We start from the raw sequence: 18,850 nt of genomic DNA, 5'->3' as shown, positions 1-18,850 counted from the left end.
ACGCCGGACGCGTCAGATCTTGACGTGCACGGAGTTCAGGTAGGTGACGGGGTTGATCGCCGAACCGTAGTTCGGGGTGGTCCGGATCTCGAAGTGCAGGTGCGGACCGCTGGAGTTGCCGGTGCTGCCGGACAGGCCGATCTGCTCGCCCGTCTTCACGTGCTCGCCGATGTTCACCTGGATCTGCGACAGGTGCGCGTACTGCGAGTACTTGCCGTTGGAGTGCTTGATCACGATGGCGTTTCCGTACGCGGGGCCGTCGCCGGCGCCGTTCGGGCCCGCCTTGACGACCGTACCGGTGTGCGCGGCCTCGACCTTGGTGCCGGTCGGCACCGCAAAGTCCTGACCGGAGTGGTTGTGCGCCCAGCGGGAGCCGCCGACGCCGTAGGTGGCGCTCAGCACGTAGTGGTCGACCGGCGCCTCCCAGGAGGCGGCCTTCTTCTTCGCGGCCGCGGCCTTCTTCTCGGCGTCGGCCTTCTTCTTCGCGGCCTTGTCGGCCGATGCCTTCTTGGCAGCGGCGGCGGCCTTGCTCTGGGCGGTCGCCTGCTGGGAGACGGAGTCGGCGGTGACGGAACCGGCGAGGGCCGCGGTGCCCGTGGTGCCGGACGCGAACGCCGCACCCGCGCCGAACACCATCGACGCACCCAGGCCTGCGGCCACGACGGCGCCACTGACGCGGGGCATGGACGGGCGGCGGGAGAGCTGGAACGTAGCGCGCTTCGACATGCGGGGAGAACCTCCGGGGTGACTGGACCCGGCGCTCCGGCCGGGCTTGCTCCACCTTGGTAACCCGCACCCCGGGAAACACTCAAACAGCCCATCTACGATGAAAAGCCGTAGACAGCACTGCGGGAATGGACCTCGCCACCCGTGCGGAACCTCCTGCCGGACACGACCGATCCGGCTGCCCGGAAGAGGTTTACCTCCAGACCGAAAGCCCCCTAAAGGGGCAGTAGCTTCCTTTACAGACAGATGCCGCCGAAGCGGTGGAGCCGACGGCCCGCGGCGGGACGCCGGGCGATTGAACGATCAAGGAATCTGCTCCTACGTGGGCTAGTAGGCCTGAAAAGGGCTGTGCGCCTTGTCACCGCCGGTGGGTCCGAAGCCTGTCCGTTTCGGGACCTTCGGCCCTCCGCGCCGGCTCACGCCGGCAGACACCTGATCAGCACCCGTCATCACCCCCCGGGGGACCTCATGGCCGACCACACCGGCGACACCCCACGACCTCGACGGCATCGAGCTCGACGCCGCCTGGAACCCCGCAGGGAGCACAAGGCCGGTGCCAAAGTGAAGGCCTGGGTCGCCGAAGGGGGCGCCGACACGTCCCGGACCACCGGCCGCACCCACAAGGCCGCGTTCACGCTGGCCCCCCGCACCCCGTGACCGGTGAGGCCTGGGAGATCGGCGGCGAGGAGGCGGGGAGCACCGCCCACTTCGGTGGCAGCGGCGCGGCCGGGTCGTGAAGGCGGTACAACCCGCGGACCGCACGGTCGTCGTCTCCGGCACCCTCCAGGGCAGCGGGGTCCCGCTCACCGACCGGCTGGTGCTGACCTGCGCCCATGTGGTGAAGAGCGGCAACGGGTGCCACCTCGCGTACCCGGACGTCACGGGCCCGGCCCAGGCGACCGTGGCCTGGATCGGCCACCATCTCGACGCCGCCCTGCTCCAGGCCGCGACACCGGTCCTCCCGGAGGGCCCCGTAAGGCTCGGCCTGGTGGACACCAGGCCGGCCATATCCGACTGCGAGCTCACCGGGCCGGCACGACTCGGAGTGGGACCTGGACACGGCCTACCTGAGCCTGGAGGCCCAGACCGCACCCGTCACCTCGCCCCTGCACCCCCGCGCTCCGTACGGCCCCCAGCGCATCGACGCGCGGCATCGACGCGCTCCTCGCCGACCGGCGCCGGGTCCTGCTCCGGGGCGACGCGGGCACCGGCTAGACCACGCTCCTGTGGTGGCCGGCCGCACACGCCTCGGCCCGCACCCTGAGCGATGCGCCGGCGCCGCTGAACGGCCTGGTCCCCCTGGTGGTCCCGCTGCGGACGCTACGCGCCCGGGGCAGCACGTTTCCGGGTCCCGCCCAGCTGCCGGAGCGGCCGGCCTGATGGTCGCCCCCGACAGGTGGGCGGGCCGGGCGCTCCTGCTGGTCGACGGTCTCGGAGCTCGCTGCGTTCGACGACGCCCTGGCCGCGATCCGTACGCATTCCCAGATCTCGAGCCTCGAGTTCACCGCATTCCCGTGGTCGGACCAGGTCGGAGCCGAGGAACTGGGGGCGCGGCTCCAGATCAGCCCCTTACTGAGCGCACGGAGAAAGGGGTTGCCCCGGACCGGTTACGGTCCGGGGCAACCCCTTCGGAGCTCAGGCGCTACGCGCCCTACGCGTCCTTCGTCAGGTTCGGGCCGCCGCCCGCTGCCTGCTCGATCGGCGGGACGTCGGGCAGTGCCGACTTCTCCTCGCCACGGAACGAGAACTTCTTCTCGTCCCCCTCGCCCTCCGTGCCGACGACCACGATGTGACCGGGGCGCAGCTCGCCGAAGAGGATCTTCTCGGAGAGGATGTCCTCGATCTCGCGCTGGATCGTCCGGCGCAGCGGCCGGGCGCCCATCACGGGGTCGTAGCCCTTCTTCGCCAGGAGCGACTTGGCCTCGGCACTGAGCTCGATGCCCATGTCGCGGTCCTTCAGGCGCTCATCCACCTTGTCGACCATGAGGTCGACGATCTGGATGATGTCTTCCTCCGTGAGCTGGTGGAAGACGACCGTGTCGTCGACACGGTTGAGGAACTCGGGCCGGAAGTGCTGCTTGAGCTCTTCGTTGACCTTGACCTTCATCCGCTCGTAGTTCGACTTCACGTCGCCCTGGGCGGCGAAGCCCAGGTTGAAGCCCTTGGAGATGTCCCGGGTCCCGAGGTTGGTCGTCATGATGATGACCGTGTTCTTGAAGTCCACGACCCGACCCTGGGAGTCGGTCAGGCGACCGTCCTCCAGAATCTGGAGCAGGGAATTGAAGATATCGGGGTGGGCCTTCTCGACCTCGTCGAAGAGAACGACGGAGAACGGCTTGCGGCGCACCTTCTCGGTGAGCTGGCCACCCTCTTCGTAGCCCACGTAACCGGGGGGCGAACCGAAGAGGCGGGAAACCGTGTGCTTCTCGCTGAACTCCGACATGTCCAGGGAGATCAGCGCGTCCTCGTCGCCGAAGAGGAATTCGGCGAGCGTCTTGGAGAGCTCCGTCTTACCGACACCGGACGGGCCGGCGAAGATGAACGAGCCACCGGGGCGCTTCGGGTCCTTCAGACCGGCTCGCGTACGGCGGATCGCCTGCGAGAGAGCCTTGATGGCGTCCTTCTGCCCGATGACGCGCTTGTGGAGCTCGTCCTCCATGCGCAGCAGACGCGAGGACTCCTCCTCCGTCAGCTTGAAGACCGGGATACCGGTGGCCGTGGCCAGGACTTCGGCGATGAGCTCGCCGTCGACCTCGGCGACGACGTCCATGTCGCCGGCCTTCCACTCCTTCTCCCGCTTGGCCTTCGCCGCCAGCAGCTGCTTCTCCTTGTCCCGGAGGGAAGCCGCCTTCTCGAAGTCCTGGGAGTCGATCGCCGACTCCTTGTCGCGGCGGACACCCGCGATCTTCTCGTCGAACTCGCGGAGGTCCGGCGGCGCGGTCATCCGGCGGATGCGCATCCGGGAGCCGGCCTCGTCGATCAGGTCGATCGCCTTGTCCGGCAGGAAGCGGTCCGAGATGTACCGGTCGGCCAGGGTCGCGGCCTGGACCAGCGCCTCGTCCGTGATGGAGACCCGGTGGTGGGCCTCGTAACGGTCGCGCAGGCCCTTGAGGATCTCGATGGTGTGCGGCAGCGACGGCTCCGCGACCTGGATGGGCTGGAAGCGGCGCTCGAGCGCGGCGTCCTTCTCCAGGTGCTTGCGGTACTCGTCGAGCGTGGTGGCACCGATCGTCTGGAGCTCGCCTCGCGCCAGCATGGGCTTGAGGATGCTCGCCGCGTCGATCGCGCCCTCGGCGGCACCCGCACCCACCAGGGTGTGGAGCTCGTCGATGAACAGGATGATGTCGCCGCGGGTGCGGATCTCCTTGAGGACCTTCTTCAGGCGCTCCTCGAAGTCACCGCGGTAGCGGGAACCGGCGACCAGTGCGCCGAGGTCCAGCGTGTAGAGGTGCTTGTCCTTGAGCGTCTCGGGCACCTCGCCCTTGACGATCGCCTGGGCCAGGCCCTCGACGACCGCCGTCTTGCCGACGCCGGGCTCGCCGATGAGGACCGGGTTGTTCTTCGTACGGCGGGAGAGCACCTGCATGACCCGCTCGATCTCCTTCTCGCGCCCGATGACCGGGTCGAGCTTGGACTCACGAGCGGCCTGGGTGAGGTTCCGGCCGAACTGGTCGAGCACCAGGGACGTGGAGGGGGTGCCCTCGGCGGGGCCGCCGGCGGTGGCCGCCTCCTTGCCTCCGGAGTACCCGGAGAGCAGCTGGATGACCTGCTGCCGCACCCGGTTCAGGTCGGCGCCCAGCTTCACGAGGACCTGGGCGGCGACGCCCTCGCCCTCGCGGATCAGGCCGAGCAGGATGTGCTCCGTGCCGATGTAGTTGTGGCCGAGCTGAAGGGCTTCGCGGAGCGACAGCTCCAGGACCTTCTTCGCCCGGGGAGTGAAGGGGATGTGGCCGGACGGGGCCTGCTGGCCCTGACCGATGATCTCCTCCACCTGCTGGCGGACCGCCTCGAGCGAAATCCCGAGGCTCTCCAGGGCCTTAGCGGCGACACCCTCACCCTCGTGGATCAGGCCCAGGAGGATGTGCTCGGTGCCGATGTAGTTGTGGTTGAGCATCCGGGCTTCTTCCTGAGCCAGGACGACAACCCGCCGCGCGCGGTCGGTGAACCTCTCGAACATCGTTAATCGCTCCTCAGAGCGGTCAGGCAGTAAGGGGTCGGTCCCCTCCCTGTCCTTCCGCAGCTTAGTCCCGCAAGCAGGGACCGCTCATTTCAACTGCCGACACCCGCGATGGCCTCCTGCCCCGAACGCCGACAACTGCTCCAACCCGATGGTGCGAGACGATGTTCCCGCAGGCCAGGCAGATAGCCCTTTCGCCAGTACGCCGATGGCGAACGTGAGACGTTTTTGCCCGCGTGTCGCCCCTTCCCACTAGGGATGTCTTACCCGCACTCACTGACAGTCCATGCGGCGCACCCCCGTTCCCTCCGCTACGGGCGAACAACCTTGCGCCGGCGAGTGCTCCCGTACGCCCCCGCCGCGGACACTCCGCGCGACGAATCGTGCGCGGCGCGTAACCTCGGCTGCGGTGGGACGGTTCACCCGTCATGGCTCTCCTCGTCCCGCCTCCCCGCTCGTCGCCGGAATCCGACGACCGCGCGCAGTGGTACGCACGCGAGCTCGACTGGGTGACCGCGGGAAGCTCTCCCGTGCTGCTGCCGACCGGCCTGCGCTTCGACGTGCTGGACATGCCGGCGGAGGCGGGGCACGCGGCCCTGCGCCGCGTGGGGAGCACCGGCCCCGTGGCCCTGGCCGGGCCGCGGATGCACGTGCTGGTGGCCGTCGGCAGCGCCGAGGAACTGCCCGGGCTGCTCGACTGGCTGGAGTGGGGCGGTATCGCGCTCGACCTCGCCGTCAGCGGCTCGGGCGGGTACATCACGGCACCCGTACCGCCCGGTGGTGCGGCGGCCCGGCCGGGGGCCGCCTTCTGGCTGCGACCCCCCGAACCGCACCGAGCGGTGGAGCCTGCGCTCCCGGCCCTGGCCGGCCTCGGGAGCAGGGGTGGGGATGCTCCCGATCTCGTACGGCTGGTGGACGCGGCGGCGACGGAGTGCCACCGGGCCCGGCTGACGCGTGCCCGGACGCACCTGCTGGCCGATCGGCCGACAGGTCAGCCGTTGGCCTTCTCGTAAGCCTCACGGATCTCGGCCGGGACACGACCACGGTCATTCACATTGTGGCCGTTCTCGCGCGCCCACTTACGGATCTCCGCAGTGTCCTTGTTGCCACCGGAAACGGCGCGGCCCTTGCCACGGCCGGTCGCCGCGCGACCACCGGTGCGACGGCCACTCTTGGTGTACGGCTCGAGAAGACCACGGAGCTTGTCCGCGTTGGTCGTCGTGAGGTCGATCTCGTACGTCTTGCCATCCAGAGCGAACGTGACGGTCTCGTCCGCCTCGACACCGTCGAGGTCATCAACAAGAAGGACCTGAACCTTCTGTGCCACCGGATTTCCTTTCATCGAAAATGCAGTACGCGGAAAGGAAACCGCTTTTCCCCGGAAAACACAAACCCCTGGGAGAGGTTCGAGAGCGCAGGAACGCGGGAAACATGCGCGATTCGGACATAGGGTTCGGGACTCTTCCGCCGTTCACAGGTGCAGAAGCATCCGGCTGTTGCCCAAGGTGTTCGGCTTCACTCGTTCGAGACCCAGGAACTCCGCCACGCCCTCGTCATAGGAACGCAGCAGCTCGCTGTAGACATCTCCGTCGACGGGCGTCTCGCCGATCTCGGTGAAGCCGTGCTTCGCAAAGAAGTCGACTTCGAAGGTGAGGCAGAAAACCCGCCGGACACCGAGCCAGCGCGCGGTCTGCAAGAGCTTGTCCAGAACCTGGTGCCCGACTCCCGCACCCTTGATGCTGTGATCGACGGCGAGAGTGCGCACTTCGGCGAGGTCTTCCCACATCACGTGCAGCGCGCCGCACCCGATGACCCGGGCGTCCTCGTCGCGTTCGGCGACCCAGAACTCCTGGATGTCCTCGTAAAGGGTGACCGTCGCTTTGTCGAGCAGGATCCCTTCGGAGACGTACCCGTCAAGGAGAGCGCGGACGGACGCCACGTCGCTGGTCCTGGCACGCCGGACGGTGATGGCCGGCCTATTTACCGACGGGTCGGTATGAAAAGCTGTATCCAGCGCGGTTTCCGGATCGGTTTGCGGCAGCTCTGAGGACATACCCAGACGCTATCGCCCGTCCTCCGGCGGCGCTCCATCGGCCGGAGGGGCCTCCTGGGGCGGGGTCGCGGGCGGCTCGGGGAAGGTGGGTGCGACGATCCTCATCGCGTCCTGGAGAGCTTCGCGCTGCCCGGCCGACATCATGCCGAAGAAGGCGACCAGCGCGGCCGCCGGGTTGTCGCTGCGCGACCAGGCTTCGTTCATCAGTGCGGCCGAGTACGCGGCCCGGGTGGAGACGGCCGTATATCGATATGCCCGGCCGTCCACTTCTCGGCGGACCCAGCCCTTCTGATGGAGATTGTCCATTACCGTCATGACGGTCGTGTACGCGATGGACCGCTCCTGCTGAAGGTCCTCGAGGACTTCTCGCACAGTGACCGGACGGTTCCATTGCCAGACCCGTGTCATGACGGCGTCTTCCAGCTCTCCCAATTGGCGAGGCACACCATCACCCTAGTGCTAGATGTCTGGAATGGGATATTTCGGGGACAGCAAAAGGGCGCACAGCTCCTGGGAGCCGTGCGCCCTTCGTGGTGGATCCGGTTCAGGCGCCTTCGGGTCGCGGCGCCTGCTGCACCGATTCGGCCCGGGCGATCGCCGCGTCCACGGCGGCGTCCTCCTTGGCCTTGTTCGGGCCGCCCTGGCTCTTGATGATCGTCACGACGAGACCGATGAAGAAGGCGGCCATCACCACGGGGGGCACGAGCGCGGATACGTAGTCCATGCCCTCCAGGGTAGCGAGCCCGGCATTCCGATCCCTGCCGGGCACCCCTCAGGAGACGGCGCGTTCCTCGGGCGGGGGTGCGGGCGCGGGACGGCGCCGGGGCGGGAAGGCCTCGGACGGCTTGGGCATCGGGCGCTCGCCCGGGGCCGCCGGGCGAGCGGGCGCCGCAGGAGGCCTGTCCGGGGTCCTCGGGCGTTCGGGCTCCTTGGCCGCCGTCAGACCGCCGCGCAGGGCCAGCAGCCGGCTGCGCGGGGCCGGTGTCGTCGCGTGGACGGCGCGCCCGGCGAGGCGCGCACGGACCGAGCGCTCGGCGAGCACCTGGCAGCGCTCCAGGAGCGCCGCGGCGACGGGCCCGGCACGCAGGGCGCGCAGGGCCGCGAGATCGTCGGGGCGGGGGTCGTAACCGGCGGCGAGGGCGTCCTGGAGGAGCTCCAGGTAGCCACTGAGCGACCCGGGAAGCGCTTCGCGGTAGCGGGCGAGATCGGCGAGGAGGAACGCGCGCAGCCGGCCCGCCTCGCTCACCGCCTCGTCCACCGCGCCCGCGAGCCGCAGGCAGTCCTGGACATCCTCTTCCGGCAGGGGCGTGGGGTGGAGGGCGTTGGCGAGGGCACGTCGGAGCACCCGCAGCTCGTCCGCGCTGAACGCCATGCCGCCGCGTGATCCGTAGGGCGTGGGCATGACGCGACAATACGTGCTAAATGGACAAAATCCGTTTAACTGGCTGCTCGGCGGCGCGCCGTCGCCCACCACGCCGCCGAGCTGTTCCCGCAGGTGACCGCGGGCGTGTCCTACATCCGGGCGATGTTGCGCTCGTACACGAGGCGCAGGCCGATGAGCGTCAGCCAGGGTTCGTGCTCGTCGATGACGGAGGACTCCCCCAACACCATCGGAGCAAGGCCCCCGGTCGCGATCACGGTGACCTCGTCGGGGTCGGCCGCCAGCTCCTTCTTCATGCGCTCGACCACACCGTCGATCTGGCCCGCGAAGCCGTACACGATGCCGGACTGCATGGCCTCGACCGTGTTCTTCCCGATCACGCTGCGCGGCCTGGCGAGCTCGATCTTGCGGAGCTGGGCGCCCTTCACCCCGAGCGCCTCGACCGAGATCTCGATGCCGGGTGCGATCACCCCGCCCGTGTACTCGCCGCGTGCCGACACCGCGTCGAAGGTGGTGGCGGTGCCCAGGTCCACGACGATGGCCGGGCCGCCGTAGAGCTCGACGGCGGCGACCGCGTTGATGATGCGGTCCGCGCCGACCTCCTTCGGGTTGTCCGTCAGCACCGGCACGCCCGTCTTGACGCCCGGCTCCACGAGGACCGCGGGGACGTCGCCGTAGTAGCGGCGGGTGACCTCGCGGAGCTCGTGCAGCACCGCCGGGACGGTCGAGCAGATGGCGATGCCCTCGATGCCGTCACCGAGCTCGACACCGAGCAGCGGGTGCATGCCCATCAGGCCCTGGAGGAGCACCGCGAGTTCGTCGGCGGTGCGACGGGCGTCCGTGGAGATCCGCCAGTGCTCGACGATCTCCTCGCCGTCGAACAGGCCGAGGACCGTGTGCGAGTTGCCGACGTCGATGGTGAGCAGCATCAGGCCTCGGCCCCGTCGGTCGGGACCGACGCGTCGCGGAAGTCCAGGCCGATGTCGAGGATCGGCGAGGAGTGCGTGAGCGCTCCGACGGCCAGGTAGTCGACGCCTGCCTCGGCGTAGGCGCGGGCGGAGTCGAGGCTGAGCCGGCCGGAGGACTCCAGCACCGCGCGGCCGCCGACGAGCGCGACCGCCTCCGCGGTCCCGGACGGGGTGAAGTTGTCCAGCAGGATCAGGTCGGCGCCCGCGTCGAGCACCTCGCGGACCTGCTCCAGGGTGTCGACCTCGACCTCGATCGCAAGCTCCGGGAACGCCTCCCTGACCCGCTTGAACGCCTCGGCGACCCCGCCCGCCGCGATCACGTGGTTGTCCTTGACCAGGGCCGCGTCCACCAGCGACATGCGGTGGTTGACGCCGCCGCCGCAGCGCACCGCGTACTTCTCCAGCGCGCGCAGCCCCGGGGTCGTCTTGCGGGTGTCCCGGACCTCGGCCTTCGTGCCTTCGAGCACGTCCGCCCAGGCCCGGGTCGCGGTCGCGATCCCGGAGAGCCTGCAGAGCAGATTCAGCGCGCTGCGTTCACCGGTGAGGAGGTCGCGGGTGCGGGTGGTGACGGTGAGCAGCTTCTGTCCGGCGACGACACGGTCGCCGTCCTCGACGTGGCGCTCGACCTCGAACTCGTCCGTGCAGACGATGGACAGGACCGCTTCGGCGACGCGCAGGCCCGCCACGACACCGGGCTCACGGGCGGTGAAGTCGCCGGTGGCGACGGCGTCCTCGGCGACGGTCGCCACCGTGGTCACGTCGACCCCGCCGTCGAGGTCCTCCTCGATCGCGACGTGGGCGATGTCCTCCACCTGGACGGGGTCCAGACCGGCCTCGGCCAGGAGCTGGGCCAGGGCCGGGTCCAGCCCGCACTCCAGCCCGTCCGGGTCGTAGCCGTCGCCGCAGCCGCAGCCGTCTCCGCAGCCGCCGGACCCGGCGGGTGCGCCGATGTGGATCAACGGTACGTCCACGGGTGTGGGGCGCGGGTTCTCTTCGGGCGTGCTCACGGTTACTGCTCCTCTGGGGCGTCGGCGGGGTGGTGCCGGAGGCTGGTGGGTCCTGCGAAGTCTGCTGAAGTCCCGGGCCCAACGGGCGGGAACGCCGGACTTTCCGTCCTGCGGACGGCCGGCCGCAGGTCCGGAGTGACACGGACGACGAGGTGGCGGCGCCATCCGGCGTCGTCGCGGTCGGGCCGGTCCTCGCGCCAGTGGCAGCCTCGGGTCTCCTCGCGTTCCCGCGCCGCGGCGACCAGGACCCGCGAGACGAGGAGCAGGTTGGTGGCCTCCCACGCCTCCACCCCGGGTACGGCGTCCTTGGCGGCGTCCTCCTCGGTACCGGGGACGGCGGCCGTCCGCTGGAGCGCCTCCAGCTCCTCGGCGGCGACGGCCAGACCGGCCGCCGAGCGGATGACTCCGGCGCCCCTGCTCATGATCCGCTGGATGAGGGCCCGTGACTCGGCGGTGAGCAGCGGGACGGTCGAGGCGGGCGCCGTCCCGGCCGGTCGCGGCCGGTCCCGGGGCCCGTCGGCCACGATGTCGGCCGCGATGCGCTCGGCGAAGACGAGCCCTTCCAGCAGGGAGTTGGAGGCGAGCCGGTTCGCGCCGTGCACGCCTGTGCAGGCGACCTCGCCACAGGCGTACAGGCCGGGCACGGTCGTACGGCCCCGGAGGTCGGTACGGACGCCTCCCGAGGCGTAGTGCGCGGCGGGGGCCACCGGGATCGGCTCCGTGACCGGGTCGATGCCGTGGGAACGGCAGGCGGCCAGGATCGTCGGGAAGCGCTCCTCCCACATCGCGGCCCCGAAGTGACGCGCGTCGAGGTACATGTGCTCGGTGCCGAGCAGGTGCATCCGGCGGGTGATGGCCTTGGCGACGATGTCGCGGGGGGCCAGCTCCGCCAGTTCGTGCTCGCCCAGCATGAAGCGCGTGCCGGAGGCGTCGACGAGATGCGCGCCCTCGCCGCGTACGGCCTCCGAGACCAGGGGCTGCTGGCCCTCGGAGCCGGCGCCGAGGAAGAGGACCGTCGGATGGAACTGGACGAATTCGAGGTCGGAGACCTCCGCGCCCGCGCGGAGCGCGAGGGCCACCCCGTCGCCCGTGGAGACCGGCGGGTTGGTCGTGGCGGAGAAGACCTGGCCCATGCCGCCGGTGGCGAGGACCACCGCGGGGGCGCGGACCGCGCCGACGCCGTCGTGCTGGCCCTCACCCATGACGTGCAGGGTGACGCCTGCCGTACGGCCTTCGGCGTCGGTGAGCAGATCGAGGACCAGGGCGTTCTCGACGGTGTGCAGGGCCGCCGAGCGGACGGCCTCGACCAGGGCCCGGGAGATCTCCGCGCCCGTCGCGTCACCGCCCGCGTGCGCGATGCGCCGGCGGTGGTGGCCGCCTTCGCGGGTCAGTGCGATGGCGCCGGTGTCGGTGGTGTCGAAGTGGGCGCCGGTCTCGATCAGCCGGCGGACCGCACCGGGGCCCTCGGTGACGAGGGCGCGCACCGCCGTCTCGTCGCACAGCCCGGCCCCGGCGACGAGGGTGTCGTCCAGGTGCTGTTCGGGGGTGTCCCCGTCGCCGAGGGCCGCGGCGATGCCGCCCTGCGCCCAGCGGGTCGAGCCGTCGTCCAGGCGTGCCTTGGTGACGACGACCGTGGCGAGGCCCGCCGCGGCGCAGCGCAGTGCGGTGGTGAGACCGGCCACGCCGGAGCCGACCACGACGACGTCCGCGTCGATGGCCCAGCCCGGGGCGGGGGCGGTCAGCCGTATTCCGGTCACGTGAGGGCTCCGAGGGTCAGGGGGATGTTGTCGATCAGGCGGGTGGCGCCCACCCGGGCCGCCACGGCGAGGACCGCCTCACCCCCGTCGCGGTCGTCGGGGATCTCGGCGAAGTCCGCCGGGTCCACGAGCGCGAGGTAGTCCAGGGCGAGCGGCACCGCTTCGTCGGCCGCCTCGTCGAGCACGGCCTGTGCTGCGGCCCGCACGTCGGCGGGGCCCACGGACGGCCTGGCCAGCGCCACCGCCTGCGTGTCGGCGGCCGCGCGGGCCTCCCCGAGCCGCGTGAGAGCGGCGGCGCGGCCCTCGCGGCCGGGAACGGCCGCGGCCCGGGCGTGCAGCGCCTGCTGGGCCGCCAGGCGGTCGCGGGCCGCGAAGAGGGCACGGGACAGGGTGAGCGCCGTGCGGCGTTCGTCGGCGGAGAGGAACCGGTTGCGGCTGGAGAGCGCGAGGCCGTCCGGGTCCCGGACCGTGGGTACGGCGACGATGTCGGTGCCGAAGTTGAGGTCGCGGACCATACGGCGGATCAGCGCCAGCTGCTGGGCGTCCTTCTGCCCGAAGAACGCCGCGTCGGGCCGGGTGAGGTGGAGGAGCTTGGCGACCACGGTGAGCATGCCGTCGAAGTGCCCGGGCCGTGCCGCGCCCTCCAGCCGCTCACCCATGGGGCCGGCGGTGATCCTGACCTGGGGTTCGCCGCCGGGGTAGACCTCGTCGACGGAGGGTGCGAAGACCGCGTCGGCGCCCGCCTCAGAGGCGACGGCGAGGTCGGCCTCCAGGGTGCGCGGGTAGCGGTCGAGGTCGGCGGCCTCGCCGAACTGGAGCGGATTGACGAACACGGTGACGACGACCTGTCCGCCGGGTCCCGCGGCGGCGCGGGCCGTTCGGATCAGGGTGGCGTGCCCGTCGTGGAGCGCGCCCATCGTCATCACGACGGCGCGTCGGGCGCCGGCGGGCCGGCCGAGGGTGTGCAGCTCCCCGGCGGTGCTCAGCAGGGTGGCGGGTGCGGTGGTCATCGGCTCTCCTCCGGCCCGGACCCGTCCGTGCCGTGTCTCCCGTCGGTTCCGTTCCCCGCGTTCGCGCTGTCCGCGAGGACGTCGAGGAGGTCCTCCGCGAACTCCGGTTTGAGCATGCCGTGGGCCAGGGCCCGGTCGGCCGTGGTGCGGGCCATGGCGAGATACCCCGCCACCGCCTGCGGGGCGTGCGTACGCAGTTCGTGTACGTGCGCGGCCACCGTGCCCGCGTCGCCCCGGGCGACCGGGCCGGTCAGCGCCGCGTCGCCGGAGCGCAGGGCGTTGTCGAGCGCCGCGCCGAGGAGCGGTCCGAGCATCCGGTCGGGCGCGGCCACACCGGCCTTCCCGAGCAGCTCCATGGACTGTGCGACCAGGGTGACCAGGTGGTTCGCGCCGAGGGCGAGCGCCGCGTGGTACAGCGGGCGGGACTCCTCCGCGATCCATTCCGGCTCACCGCCCATCTCGATGACGAGGGCCTCCGCGGCGAGCCTGAGCTCCTCGGGAGCGGTGACCCCGAATGAGCAGCCGGCGAGCCGCTGGACGTCGACGGAGCTGCCGGTGAAGGTCATCGCCGGATGCAGGGCGAGCGGGAGGGCACCGGCCCGCAGAGCCGGGTCGAGCACCCGTGTGCCGTACCGCCCCGAGGTGTGGACGATCAGCTGGCCCGGCCGGACGGCACCCGTCTCGGCGAGCCCTTCGACCAGGCCGGGCAGCGCGTCGTCGGGGACGGTCAGCAGCACGAGCTCGGCGCGGGCGAGGACCTCGGCGGGCGTGACCAGGGGGACGTCGGGGAGGAGGGCGGCGGCCCGGCGACGGGACGCGTCGGAGACGCCCGAGACCGCGACCGGGCGGTGCCCGGCGAGCTGCAGCGAGGCGGCGAGGGCGGGGCCGACCCGTCCCGCGCCGACGACGCCTACGGTGAGGCGTGCGGGGCGGTCCCTCGCGTCGAGGGCTTCCTTGGAAACTGATGCGTTCACGCGGCGGTGGCCTTCCGTTCCAGTCCGCGGGGGGTACCGGACGATTCCTCTGCATGCTACGCCAGCGATTCCCGTCACCCCTCGACTGTCCACAGCCTGTGGGTAACTTCCGGCGGTCCGGGAAACCCGGGGTGGGAGACGCCGACGGCCCGGGTGATGATCGTCCCATGGCAGTCACCGATGAGCAGAAGCAGCGGAACCGCAGGCTGACCGCATGGCAGCGGTCGACGAAACGGCTGGCCCGGGCGTCCGCCGACCACACGCTGGGCGAGCGGCTGGCCGCCCTGGCCGCCGACGCCGGGACGGTCCACGACCTGAGCGGGTGGACGGACGTCTACGGCGACGGGGTCGTCGCCGAGCTGGAACGGCGGACGGCGGACCTGCTGGGCATGGAGGCCGCCGCCTTCTTCCCGACGGGGACGATGGCGCAGCAGGTCGCGCTGCGCTGCTGGGCGGGACGTACGAACAGTCCGGTCGTGGCCCTGCACCCGCTCTCGCACCCCGAGGTGCACGAGCGGGGTGCCCTCGCCTCGGTGAGCGGGCTGCGCACGGTGCATCCGACGTCCGAGCCGCGGCTGCCCACTGCGGACGAGGTACGGGACTTCCCCGAGCCGTTCGGCACCCTGATGCTCGAGCTGCCGCTGCGTGACGCCGGCTTCGTCCTTCCCTCCTGGGAGGAGCTCGAGGCGGTCGTGGCCGCCGCACGCGAACGGGACGCCGTGGTGCATCTGGACGGGGCGCGGTTGTGGGAGTGCGGGCCGCACCTCGGACGCGGACTGCCGGAGATCGCGGCGCTCGCCGACAGCGTGTACGTCTCGTTCTACAAGTCGCTGGACGGGCTGTCCGGCGCGGTCCTCGCCGGCCCCGAGTCCCTGGTCGACGAGGCGCGGACCTGGCGCCACCGGTACGGCGGGCAGGTCTTCCAGCAGTACCCGGCGGCGCTCTCCGCGCTGCTGGGCCTGGAGCGGGAGCTGCCGAGGCTGCCCTCTTACGTGGCGCACGCGAAGGTGGTCGCGGGGGCGCTGGCGGAGGGGTTCGACCGGTCCCCGGTGCCGTGGTTCCGGGTGCACCCGGAGCCGCCGCACACCCACCAGTTCCAGGTGTGGCTGCCGTACGGCGCCGAGGCTCTGGACGAGGCGTCGGTGCGGCAGGCCGAGGAGACGGGTGTCACCCTCTTCCGGCGGTGGTTCGCCGGGCCGCCGGGGATCTCCTTCACGGAGGTCACGGTAGCGGCGGAGGGGCTGGAGTGGACGGCGCAGGACGTACGGGCGGCGGTGGCCGAGTTCGTGCGGCGGCTGGCCTGAGGGCGGTCCCGGGACCCGGAAGCGGTCCCCGTACCGGGGCTGCGGGCAGCGCCCGGGCACGAGGGCAGCGCCCGGGTCTGAGGCCGGTCCCCCGGCGGCCGGAGTGCGGTACGGCCCCCGCTTCAGCCACCGCCCTCGCCCGGGCGTTCGACCCGGAGCCGGAACCTCCTGCGCAGTTCACGCAGGACGTCACGGTCATGGCGGCCGGGCGGCGGCGGTGGCACCTCGCCGTGCTGCGCGGCGCGGTAGCTGTCGAGCATGTGCTGCTGAACGATGTCCATGCATCCAGCGTGGACCCGTCCTCACCGGCCGGCCCGCGGATTGACGGCCGCCGTCAATCGGCGCCGGGCCCCGTTCACCACCCCTCACCATGGAGGGGTGAGCGTGCACATCGACATCGCCGGCCTGCCCCCCGAGCGCATAGTCTTCGAGATTTCGCCCCTCGCCGAGCTCGGGCTGGCTCTGCACGCGCTCTCCGAGCCGGGGCACCACCCCGGCCTGCACGGCTGGGCGACCGCCACGGCCGCCGCGCTGGAGCCGGACCTGGCGGACCGGCTGCACGAGGCGGAGTTCCTGTGGCGGAACACCTTCTCCGACGTGTTCATGCCGTTCGCCGGCGTCCGCGGCGGGGACGGCCGGACGGGCTCCACCCTCGCCGAGGACCTGGACATCCTCGACAGGCTCGACGACGAGCGGTTCGTCGCCGCCGCCCTGGAGTTCACCTGCGCCAGCCAGTACGGCGAGGGGGCGCCGTCCCCGCTCAGCGACGCCGCGATGCGCGCCCGGGCTCTGGACCTGGCGGCGGCCAGGGGGCCCAAGCAGACGGAGTTCACCCGGCAGCTGCTCACCGACCCCGCCGCCGTGCGCGGTTGGGTGCGCCGCCTCTTCGAGGACTGCGACCAGGCCTTCTTCTCCGCCACCTGGCAGCGCGTCCAGGTGCAGCTGGCCGCCGACGCCCGCCACAAGACCGAGGTGCTGCGGCGCAAGGGCGTCGCAGCGGCGATGAGCGCCGTCTCGGCGGCCCTCTCCCTGGACGAGGACGCGAGCCTGATCAGCATCGACAAGCTGAACGTCGGCCGCGCCGACGCCGGCGGCTCCACGGCGGGCGCCGGGCTCACCCTCATTCCGACCAGCTTCGGATGGCCCCATTTGATGGTGCTGCACGCCCCGGGCTGGCGGCCGGTGATCCACTATCCGGTGCACGGGCCCGAGCTGCCCTCACCCGCCTCCGTCGAGCTGCTCCAGCTCCGGATGGAGGCCCTGGCCCATCCGATGCGGATGCGCCTGTGCCGCAACCTGGCCCGTTCCCCGTACTCCACGGGCGAGCTCGCCGACTCGCACGGCATCACGTCCCCCGAGGTCTCCCGCCACCTGGCGGTGCTCAAGAAGGCCGGCCTGGTCACCACCCGGCGGCGCGGCCGGTACGTCATGCACTCACTGGACCTGACCGTGGTGGCCCGCCTGGGCAGCGACTTCCTGGAAGGCGTACTGCGCTGAGGGACGGCGCCGGCGGGTTCACGCCACGGCGGCCCGGGGCGGACGCCCTCCCCCTCAGCCCGCCTGGCCGCCGGCCCTGACCAGGCCCGTCTCGTACGCGAGCACGACGACCTGTACGCGGTCACGCAGAGCCAGCTTGGTGAGGATGCGGCCGACGTGCGTCTTCACCGTCGCCTCCGAGAGCACCAGGCGGGCGGCGATCTCGCCGTTGGACAGGCCCTGGGCGACCAGCATCATGACTTCGCGCTCCCGCCCGGTCAGTTTCCCGATGTGCTTGTGCTGCGGTTCCTTGCCGCTGCTGGGCAGCATCGGGGAGAACCTGTCGAGCAGCCTTCGGGTGGTGGACGGGGCGACGACGGCGTCGCCGCTGTGCACGGACCGGATCGCGGAGAGCAGCTCGGCGGGCGGCACGTCCTTGAGCATGAACCCGCTGGCGCCCGCCTTCAGTCCGGAGAACGCGTACTCGTCGAGGTCGAAGGTGGTCAGGATCAGCACCTTGGGCGGATCGGCCTGCGCACAGATGCGCCGGGTCGCCTCGACCCCGTCCAGCCGGGGCATGCGGACGTCCATCAGCACCACGTCGACGGCCGTGGCCCGCAGGACCTCGATCGCCTCCGCACCGTCGCCCGCCTCGGCGACGACCTCCATGTCCGGCTGGGCGGCGAGCACCATCCGGAATCCGGTGCGCAGCAGCACCTGGTCGTCGACGAGCATCACGCGGATCGCCATGAGGTGTCCTGTTCCTTCTGTCACTGGCGTGGTCACTGGCCGGCCGGCTTGAGCGGGAGGAGGGCACTGATCCGGAAGCCGCCGCCCGGGCGCGGTCCCGCGTCGAGCGTGCCGCCGACCATGCCGACCCGCTCCCGCATGCCGATCATTCCCTGTCCCGCGCCGTCGGCCCCACCGTCCTCGTACAGCTCGTGCGCGGCGCCCCGGCCGTCGTCCTCGACCAGCAGTCCGAGCCCGTCGTCGAAGTAGACCAGCCGCACGCTCGCCCCGGCGTCCGGACCACCGTGCTTACGGGTGTTGGTCAGGGCCTCCTGGACGATGCGGTACGCGGTCAGTTCGACGCCGCTCGGCAGCGGGCGCGGGGTGCCCTCGATCTTGAAGTCCACCGTGAGGCCGGTCTGCCTGACCTGGCCCACCAGGTCCTCGATCTGCTCGACGTCGGGCTGGGGCACGTACTCCCCGCTCTCCTGGGTGTCACCGGTCCGCAGCACCCCGAGCAGCCGGCGCATCTCCGCGAGCGCCTGGCGGCCGGTGTGGGAGATGGTCTCCAGGGCCTGCCGGGCCTGGTCGGGGGAGGCATCCATGACATAGGCGGCACCGTCCGCCTGGACCACCATCACCGAGACGTTGTGGGCGACGACATCATGCAGCTCGCGGGCGATCCGGGCCCGTTCGGCGGCCACGGCGACCTTCGACTGTGCCTCCCGCTCCCGCTCCAGGCGGGCCGCGCGCTCCTCCAGCTGGCTGAAGTAGGCGCGCCTGGTGCGTATCGAGTCACCGAGGACCCACGCGAGGACGAAGGGCACGGTCATCACGACGACGACGAACACCGACTGCAGCCAGTTGCTCGACGGCGTCTCCTGCGGCCAGCGCAGCGTGGACAGCCCGGCCGCGCACAGGCTGCATCCCAGGGCGACCCGCGAGGCCCAGCGCTCGCCGACGGTGGCCACCGTGTACGTGATCACCAGCAGGGCGAAGTCCGCCGCGTTCGGCCGCACGTCGAGGAGCAGCTGCGCGACGCCCATCCCTATCGCGAGCAGCAGCATCCTCTCCGGTGCCCGGCGGCGCAGCGCGACCACGGCACACAGGCCGACGGCGATCGGCACGGCGGCGACGCGCTCCCGGCCACCGTGGCCTACCTGGTCGGCCACGATGGACATGCCGGAGAGCCCGAGGAGGACGACAGCCCAGAAGGTGTCGACGCCCGTCGGGTGTCTGCGGATGAAATCGTAGAGGCGCTGCACGTTACCCAGCGTAGGGACAGCTG

19 protein-coding genes and 1 pseudogene are annotated in these 18,850 nt (G+C 71.4%); 5 read left to right on the top strand and 15 right to left on the bottom strand.

Annotated features, from left to right (window positions below; genetic code table 11):
- Nucleotides 1–12 precede the first annotated feature (12 nt).
- Nucleotides 13–726, bottom strand: coding sequence for a M23 family metallopeptidase (locus tag QFZ58_RS20990; RefSeq protein ID WP_307126444.1), 714 nt, complete (start codon nucleotides 724–726; stop codon nucleotides 13–15).
- Between the two features lie 468 nt (nucleotides 727–1,194).
- On the opposite strand from QFZ58_RS20990, the gene QFZ58_RS34520 reads away from it, so the two are divergent.
- Together QFZ58_RS34520 and QFZ58_RS34515 are read left to right on the top strand one after the other, a co-directional pair.
- The gene (locus QFZ58_RS34520; protein WP_373428574.1) at nucleotides 1,195–1,383 is read left to right on the top strand and encodes a trypco2 family protein; all 189 of its coding nucleotides are present in this window, start codon (nucleotides 1,195–1,197) and stop codon (nucleotides 1,381–1,383) included.
- A gap of 76 nt (nucleotides 1,384–1,459) precedes the next feature.
- Nucleotides 1,460–2,159: pseudogene (locus QFZ58_RS34515) on the top strand (ATP-binding protein); the annotation flags it as partial.
- Between the two features lie 218 nt (nucleotides 2,160–2,377).
- On the opposite strand, the gene QFZ58_RS20980 reads toward QFZ58_RS34515, so the two are convergent.
- A complete protein-coding gene (locus tag QFZ58_RS20980) occupies nucleotides 2,378–4,903 on the bottom strand; it encodes an ATP-dependent Clp protease ATP-binding subunit (RefSeq protein ID WP_307126443.1) in 2,526 nt (841 codons plus the stop codon).
- Between the two features lie 428 nt (nucleotides 4,904–5,331).
- Here QFZ58_RS20980 and QFZ58_RS20975 point away from each other — a divergent pair, with 428 nt between their 5' ends.
- Nucleotides 5,332–5,916 (top strand): SCO3374 family protein, encoded by a 585-nt coding sequence (locus QFZ58_RS20975; RefSeq protein WP_307126442.1) that lies wholly within the window; start codon nucleotides 5,332–5,334, stop codon nucleotides 5,914–5,916.
- Here the strand turns inward: QFZ58_RS20975 and QFZ58_RS20970 are convergent.
- From QFZ58_RS20970 to QFZ58_RS20925, 10 genes are all read right to left on the bottom strand, one after another.
- A complete protein-coding gene (locus QFZ58_RS20970) occupies nucleotides 5,895–6,230 on the bottom strand; it encodes an Lsr2 family protein (protein ID WP_307126441.1) in 336 nt (111 codons plus the stop codon). The genes QFZ58_RS20975 and QFZ58_RS20970 overlap by 22 nt on opposite strands.
- Before the next feature lie 144 nt (nucleotides 6,231–6,374).
- Complete coding sequence (locus QFZ58_RS20965) at nucleotides 6,375–6,956, bottom strand: amino-acid N-acetyltransferase (protein WP_307126440.1); 582 nt, start codon at nucleotides 6,954–6,956, stop codon at nucleotides 6,375–6,377.
- A 9-nt stretch (nucleotides 6,957–6,965) separates the two neighbouring features.
- A complete protein-coding gene (locus tag QFZ58_RS20960; protein WP_307126439.1) occupies nucleotides 6,966–7,400 on the bottom strand; it encodes a BlaI/MecI/CopY family transcriptional regulator in 435 nt (144 codons plus the stop codon).
- A 100-nt stretch (nucleotides 7,401–7,500) separates the two neighbouring features.
- A complete protein-coding gene (locus QFZ58_RS20955) occupies nucleotides 7,501–7,680 on the bottom strand; it encodes a hypothetical protein (RefSeq protein ID WP_307126438.1) in 180 nt (59 codons plus the stop codon).
- Between the two features lie 48 nt (nucleotides 7,681–7,728).
- Nucleotides 7,729–8,328: a hypothetical protein gene (locus QFZ58_RS20950; RefSeq protein WP_307128939.1), complete on the bottom strand. Its 600-nt coding sequence runs from the start codon at nucleotides 8,326–8,328 to the stop codon at nucleotides 7,729–7,731.
- A 140-nt stretch (nucleotides 8,329–8,468) separates the two neighbouring features.
- Nucleotides 8,469–9,266, bottom strand: coding sequence for a type III pantothenate kinase (locus QFZ58_RS20945; RefSeq protein WP_031091045.1), 798 nt, complete (start codon nucleotides 9,264–9,266; stop codon nucleotides 8,469–8,471).
- Complete coding sequence (nadC, locus tag QFZ58_RS20940) at nucleotides 9,266–10,312, bottom strand: carboxylating nicotinate-nucleotide diphosphorylase (RefSeq protein WP_307126437.1); 1,047 nt, start codon at nucleotides 10,310–10,312, stop codon at nucleotides 9,266–9,268. The genes QFZ58_RS20945 and nadC overlap by 1 nt, the downstream gene beginning before the upstream one ends.
- Before the next feature lie 2 nt (nucleotides 10,313–10,314).
- On the bottom strand, nucleotides 10,315–12,069 hold the full coding sequence (locus QFZ58_RS20935) for an L-aspartate oxidase (RefSeq protein WP_307126436.1): 1,755 nt from the start codon (nucleotides 12,067–12,069) through the stop codon (nucleotides 10,315–10,317).
- Nucleotides 12,066–13,079: a pantoate--beta-alanine ligase gene (gene panC / locus QFZ58_RS20930; RefSeq protein WP_307126435.1), complete on the bottom strand. Its 1,014-nt coding sequence runs from the start codon at nucleotides 13,077–13,079 to the stop codon at nucleotides 12,066–12,068. The genes QFZ58_RS20935 and panC overlap by 4 nt, the downstream gene beginning before the upstream one ends.
- On the bottom strand, nucleotides 13,076–14,053 hold the full coding sequence (locus QFZ58_RS20925) for a Rossmann-like and DUF2520 domain-containing protein (protein WP_307126434.1): 978 nt from the start codon (nucleotides 14,051–14,053) through the stop codon (nucleotides 13,076–13,078). Before QFZ58_RS20925 ends, panC begins: the two co-directional genes overlap by 4 nt.
- A gap of 167 nt (nucleotides 14,054–14,220) precedes the next feature.
- Between QFZ58_RS20925 and QFZ58_RS20920 the strand changes: the two genes are divergently transcribed.
- Nucleotides 14,221–15,357, top strand: coding sequence for a low specificity L-threonine aldolase (locus QFZ58_RS20920; protein ID WP_307126433.1), 1,137 nt, complete (start codon nucleotides 14,221–14,223; stop codon nucleotides 15,355–15,357).
- Between the two features lie 122 nt (nucleotides 15,358–15,479).
- On the opposite strand, the gene QFZ58_RS20915 is transcribed toward QFZ58_RS20920, so the two are convergent.
- Nucleotides 15,480–15,638 (bottom strand): hypothetical protein, encoded by a 159-nt coding sequence (locus tag QFZ58_RS20915; protein ID WP_307126432.1) that lies wholly within the window; start codon nucleotides 15,636–15,638, stop codon nucleotides 15,480–15,482.
- A 103-nt stretch (nucleotides 15,639–15,741) separates the two neighbouring features.
- Between QFZ58_RS20915 and QFZ58_RS20910 the strand changes: the two genes are divergently transcribed.
- Nucleotides 15,742–16,854: a DUF5937 family protein gene (locus tag QFZ58_RS20910; RefSeq protein WP_307128938.1), complete on the top strand. Its 1,113-nt coding sequence runs from the start codon at nucleotides 15,742–15,744 to the stop codon at nucleotides 16,852–16,854.
- A 54-nt stretch (nucleotides 16,855–16,908) separates the two neighbouring features.
- On the opposite strand, the gene QFZ58_RS20905 is transcribed toward QFZ58_RS20910, so the two are convergent.
- On the bottom strand, nucleotides 16,909–17,583 hold the full coding sequence (locus tag QFZ58_RS20905) for a response regulator transcription factor (RefSeq protein WP_307126431.1): 675 nt from the start codon (nucleotides 17,581–17,583) through the stop codon (nucleotides 16,909–16,911).
- A 32-nt stretch (nucleotides 17,584–17,615) separates the two neighbouring features.
- The gene (locus QFZ58_RS20900) at nucleotides 17,616–18,827 is read right to left on the bottom strand and encodes a sensor histidine kinase (RefSeq protein ID WP_307126430.1); all 1,212 of its coding nucleotides are present in this window, start codon (nucleotides 18,825–18,827) and stop codon (nucleotides 17,616–17,618) included.
- Nucleotides 18,828–18,850 lie beyond the last annotated feature (23 nt).

It is taken from the genome of Streptomyces sp. B1I3 (assembly GCF_030816615.1).
In the GTDB taxonomy this organism is placed as follows: Bacteria; Actinomycetota; Actinomycetes; order Streptomycetales; family Streptomycetaceae; genus Streptomyces.
The sequence above is the reverse complement of the archived record's forward strand: the minus strand, read 5'-3'. Positions and strand labels throughout refer to the sequence as shown.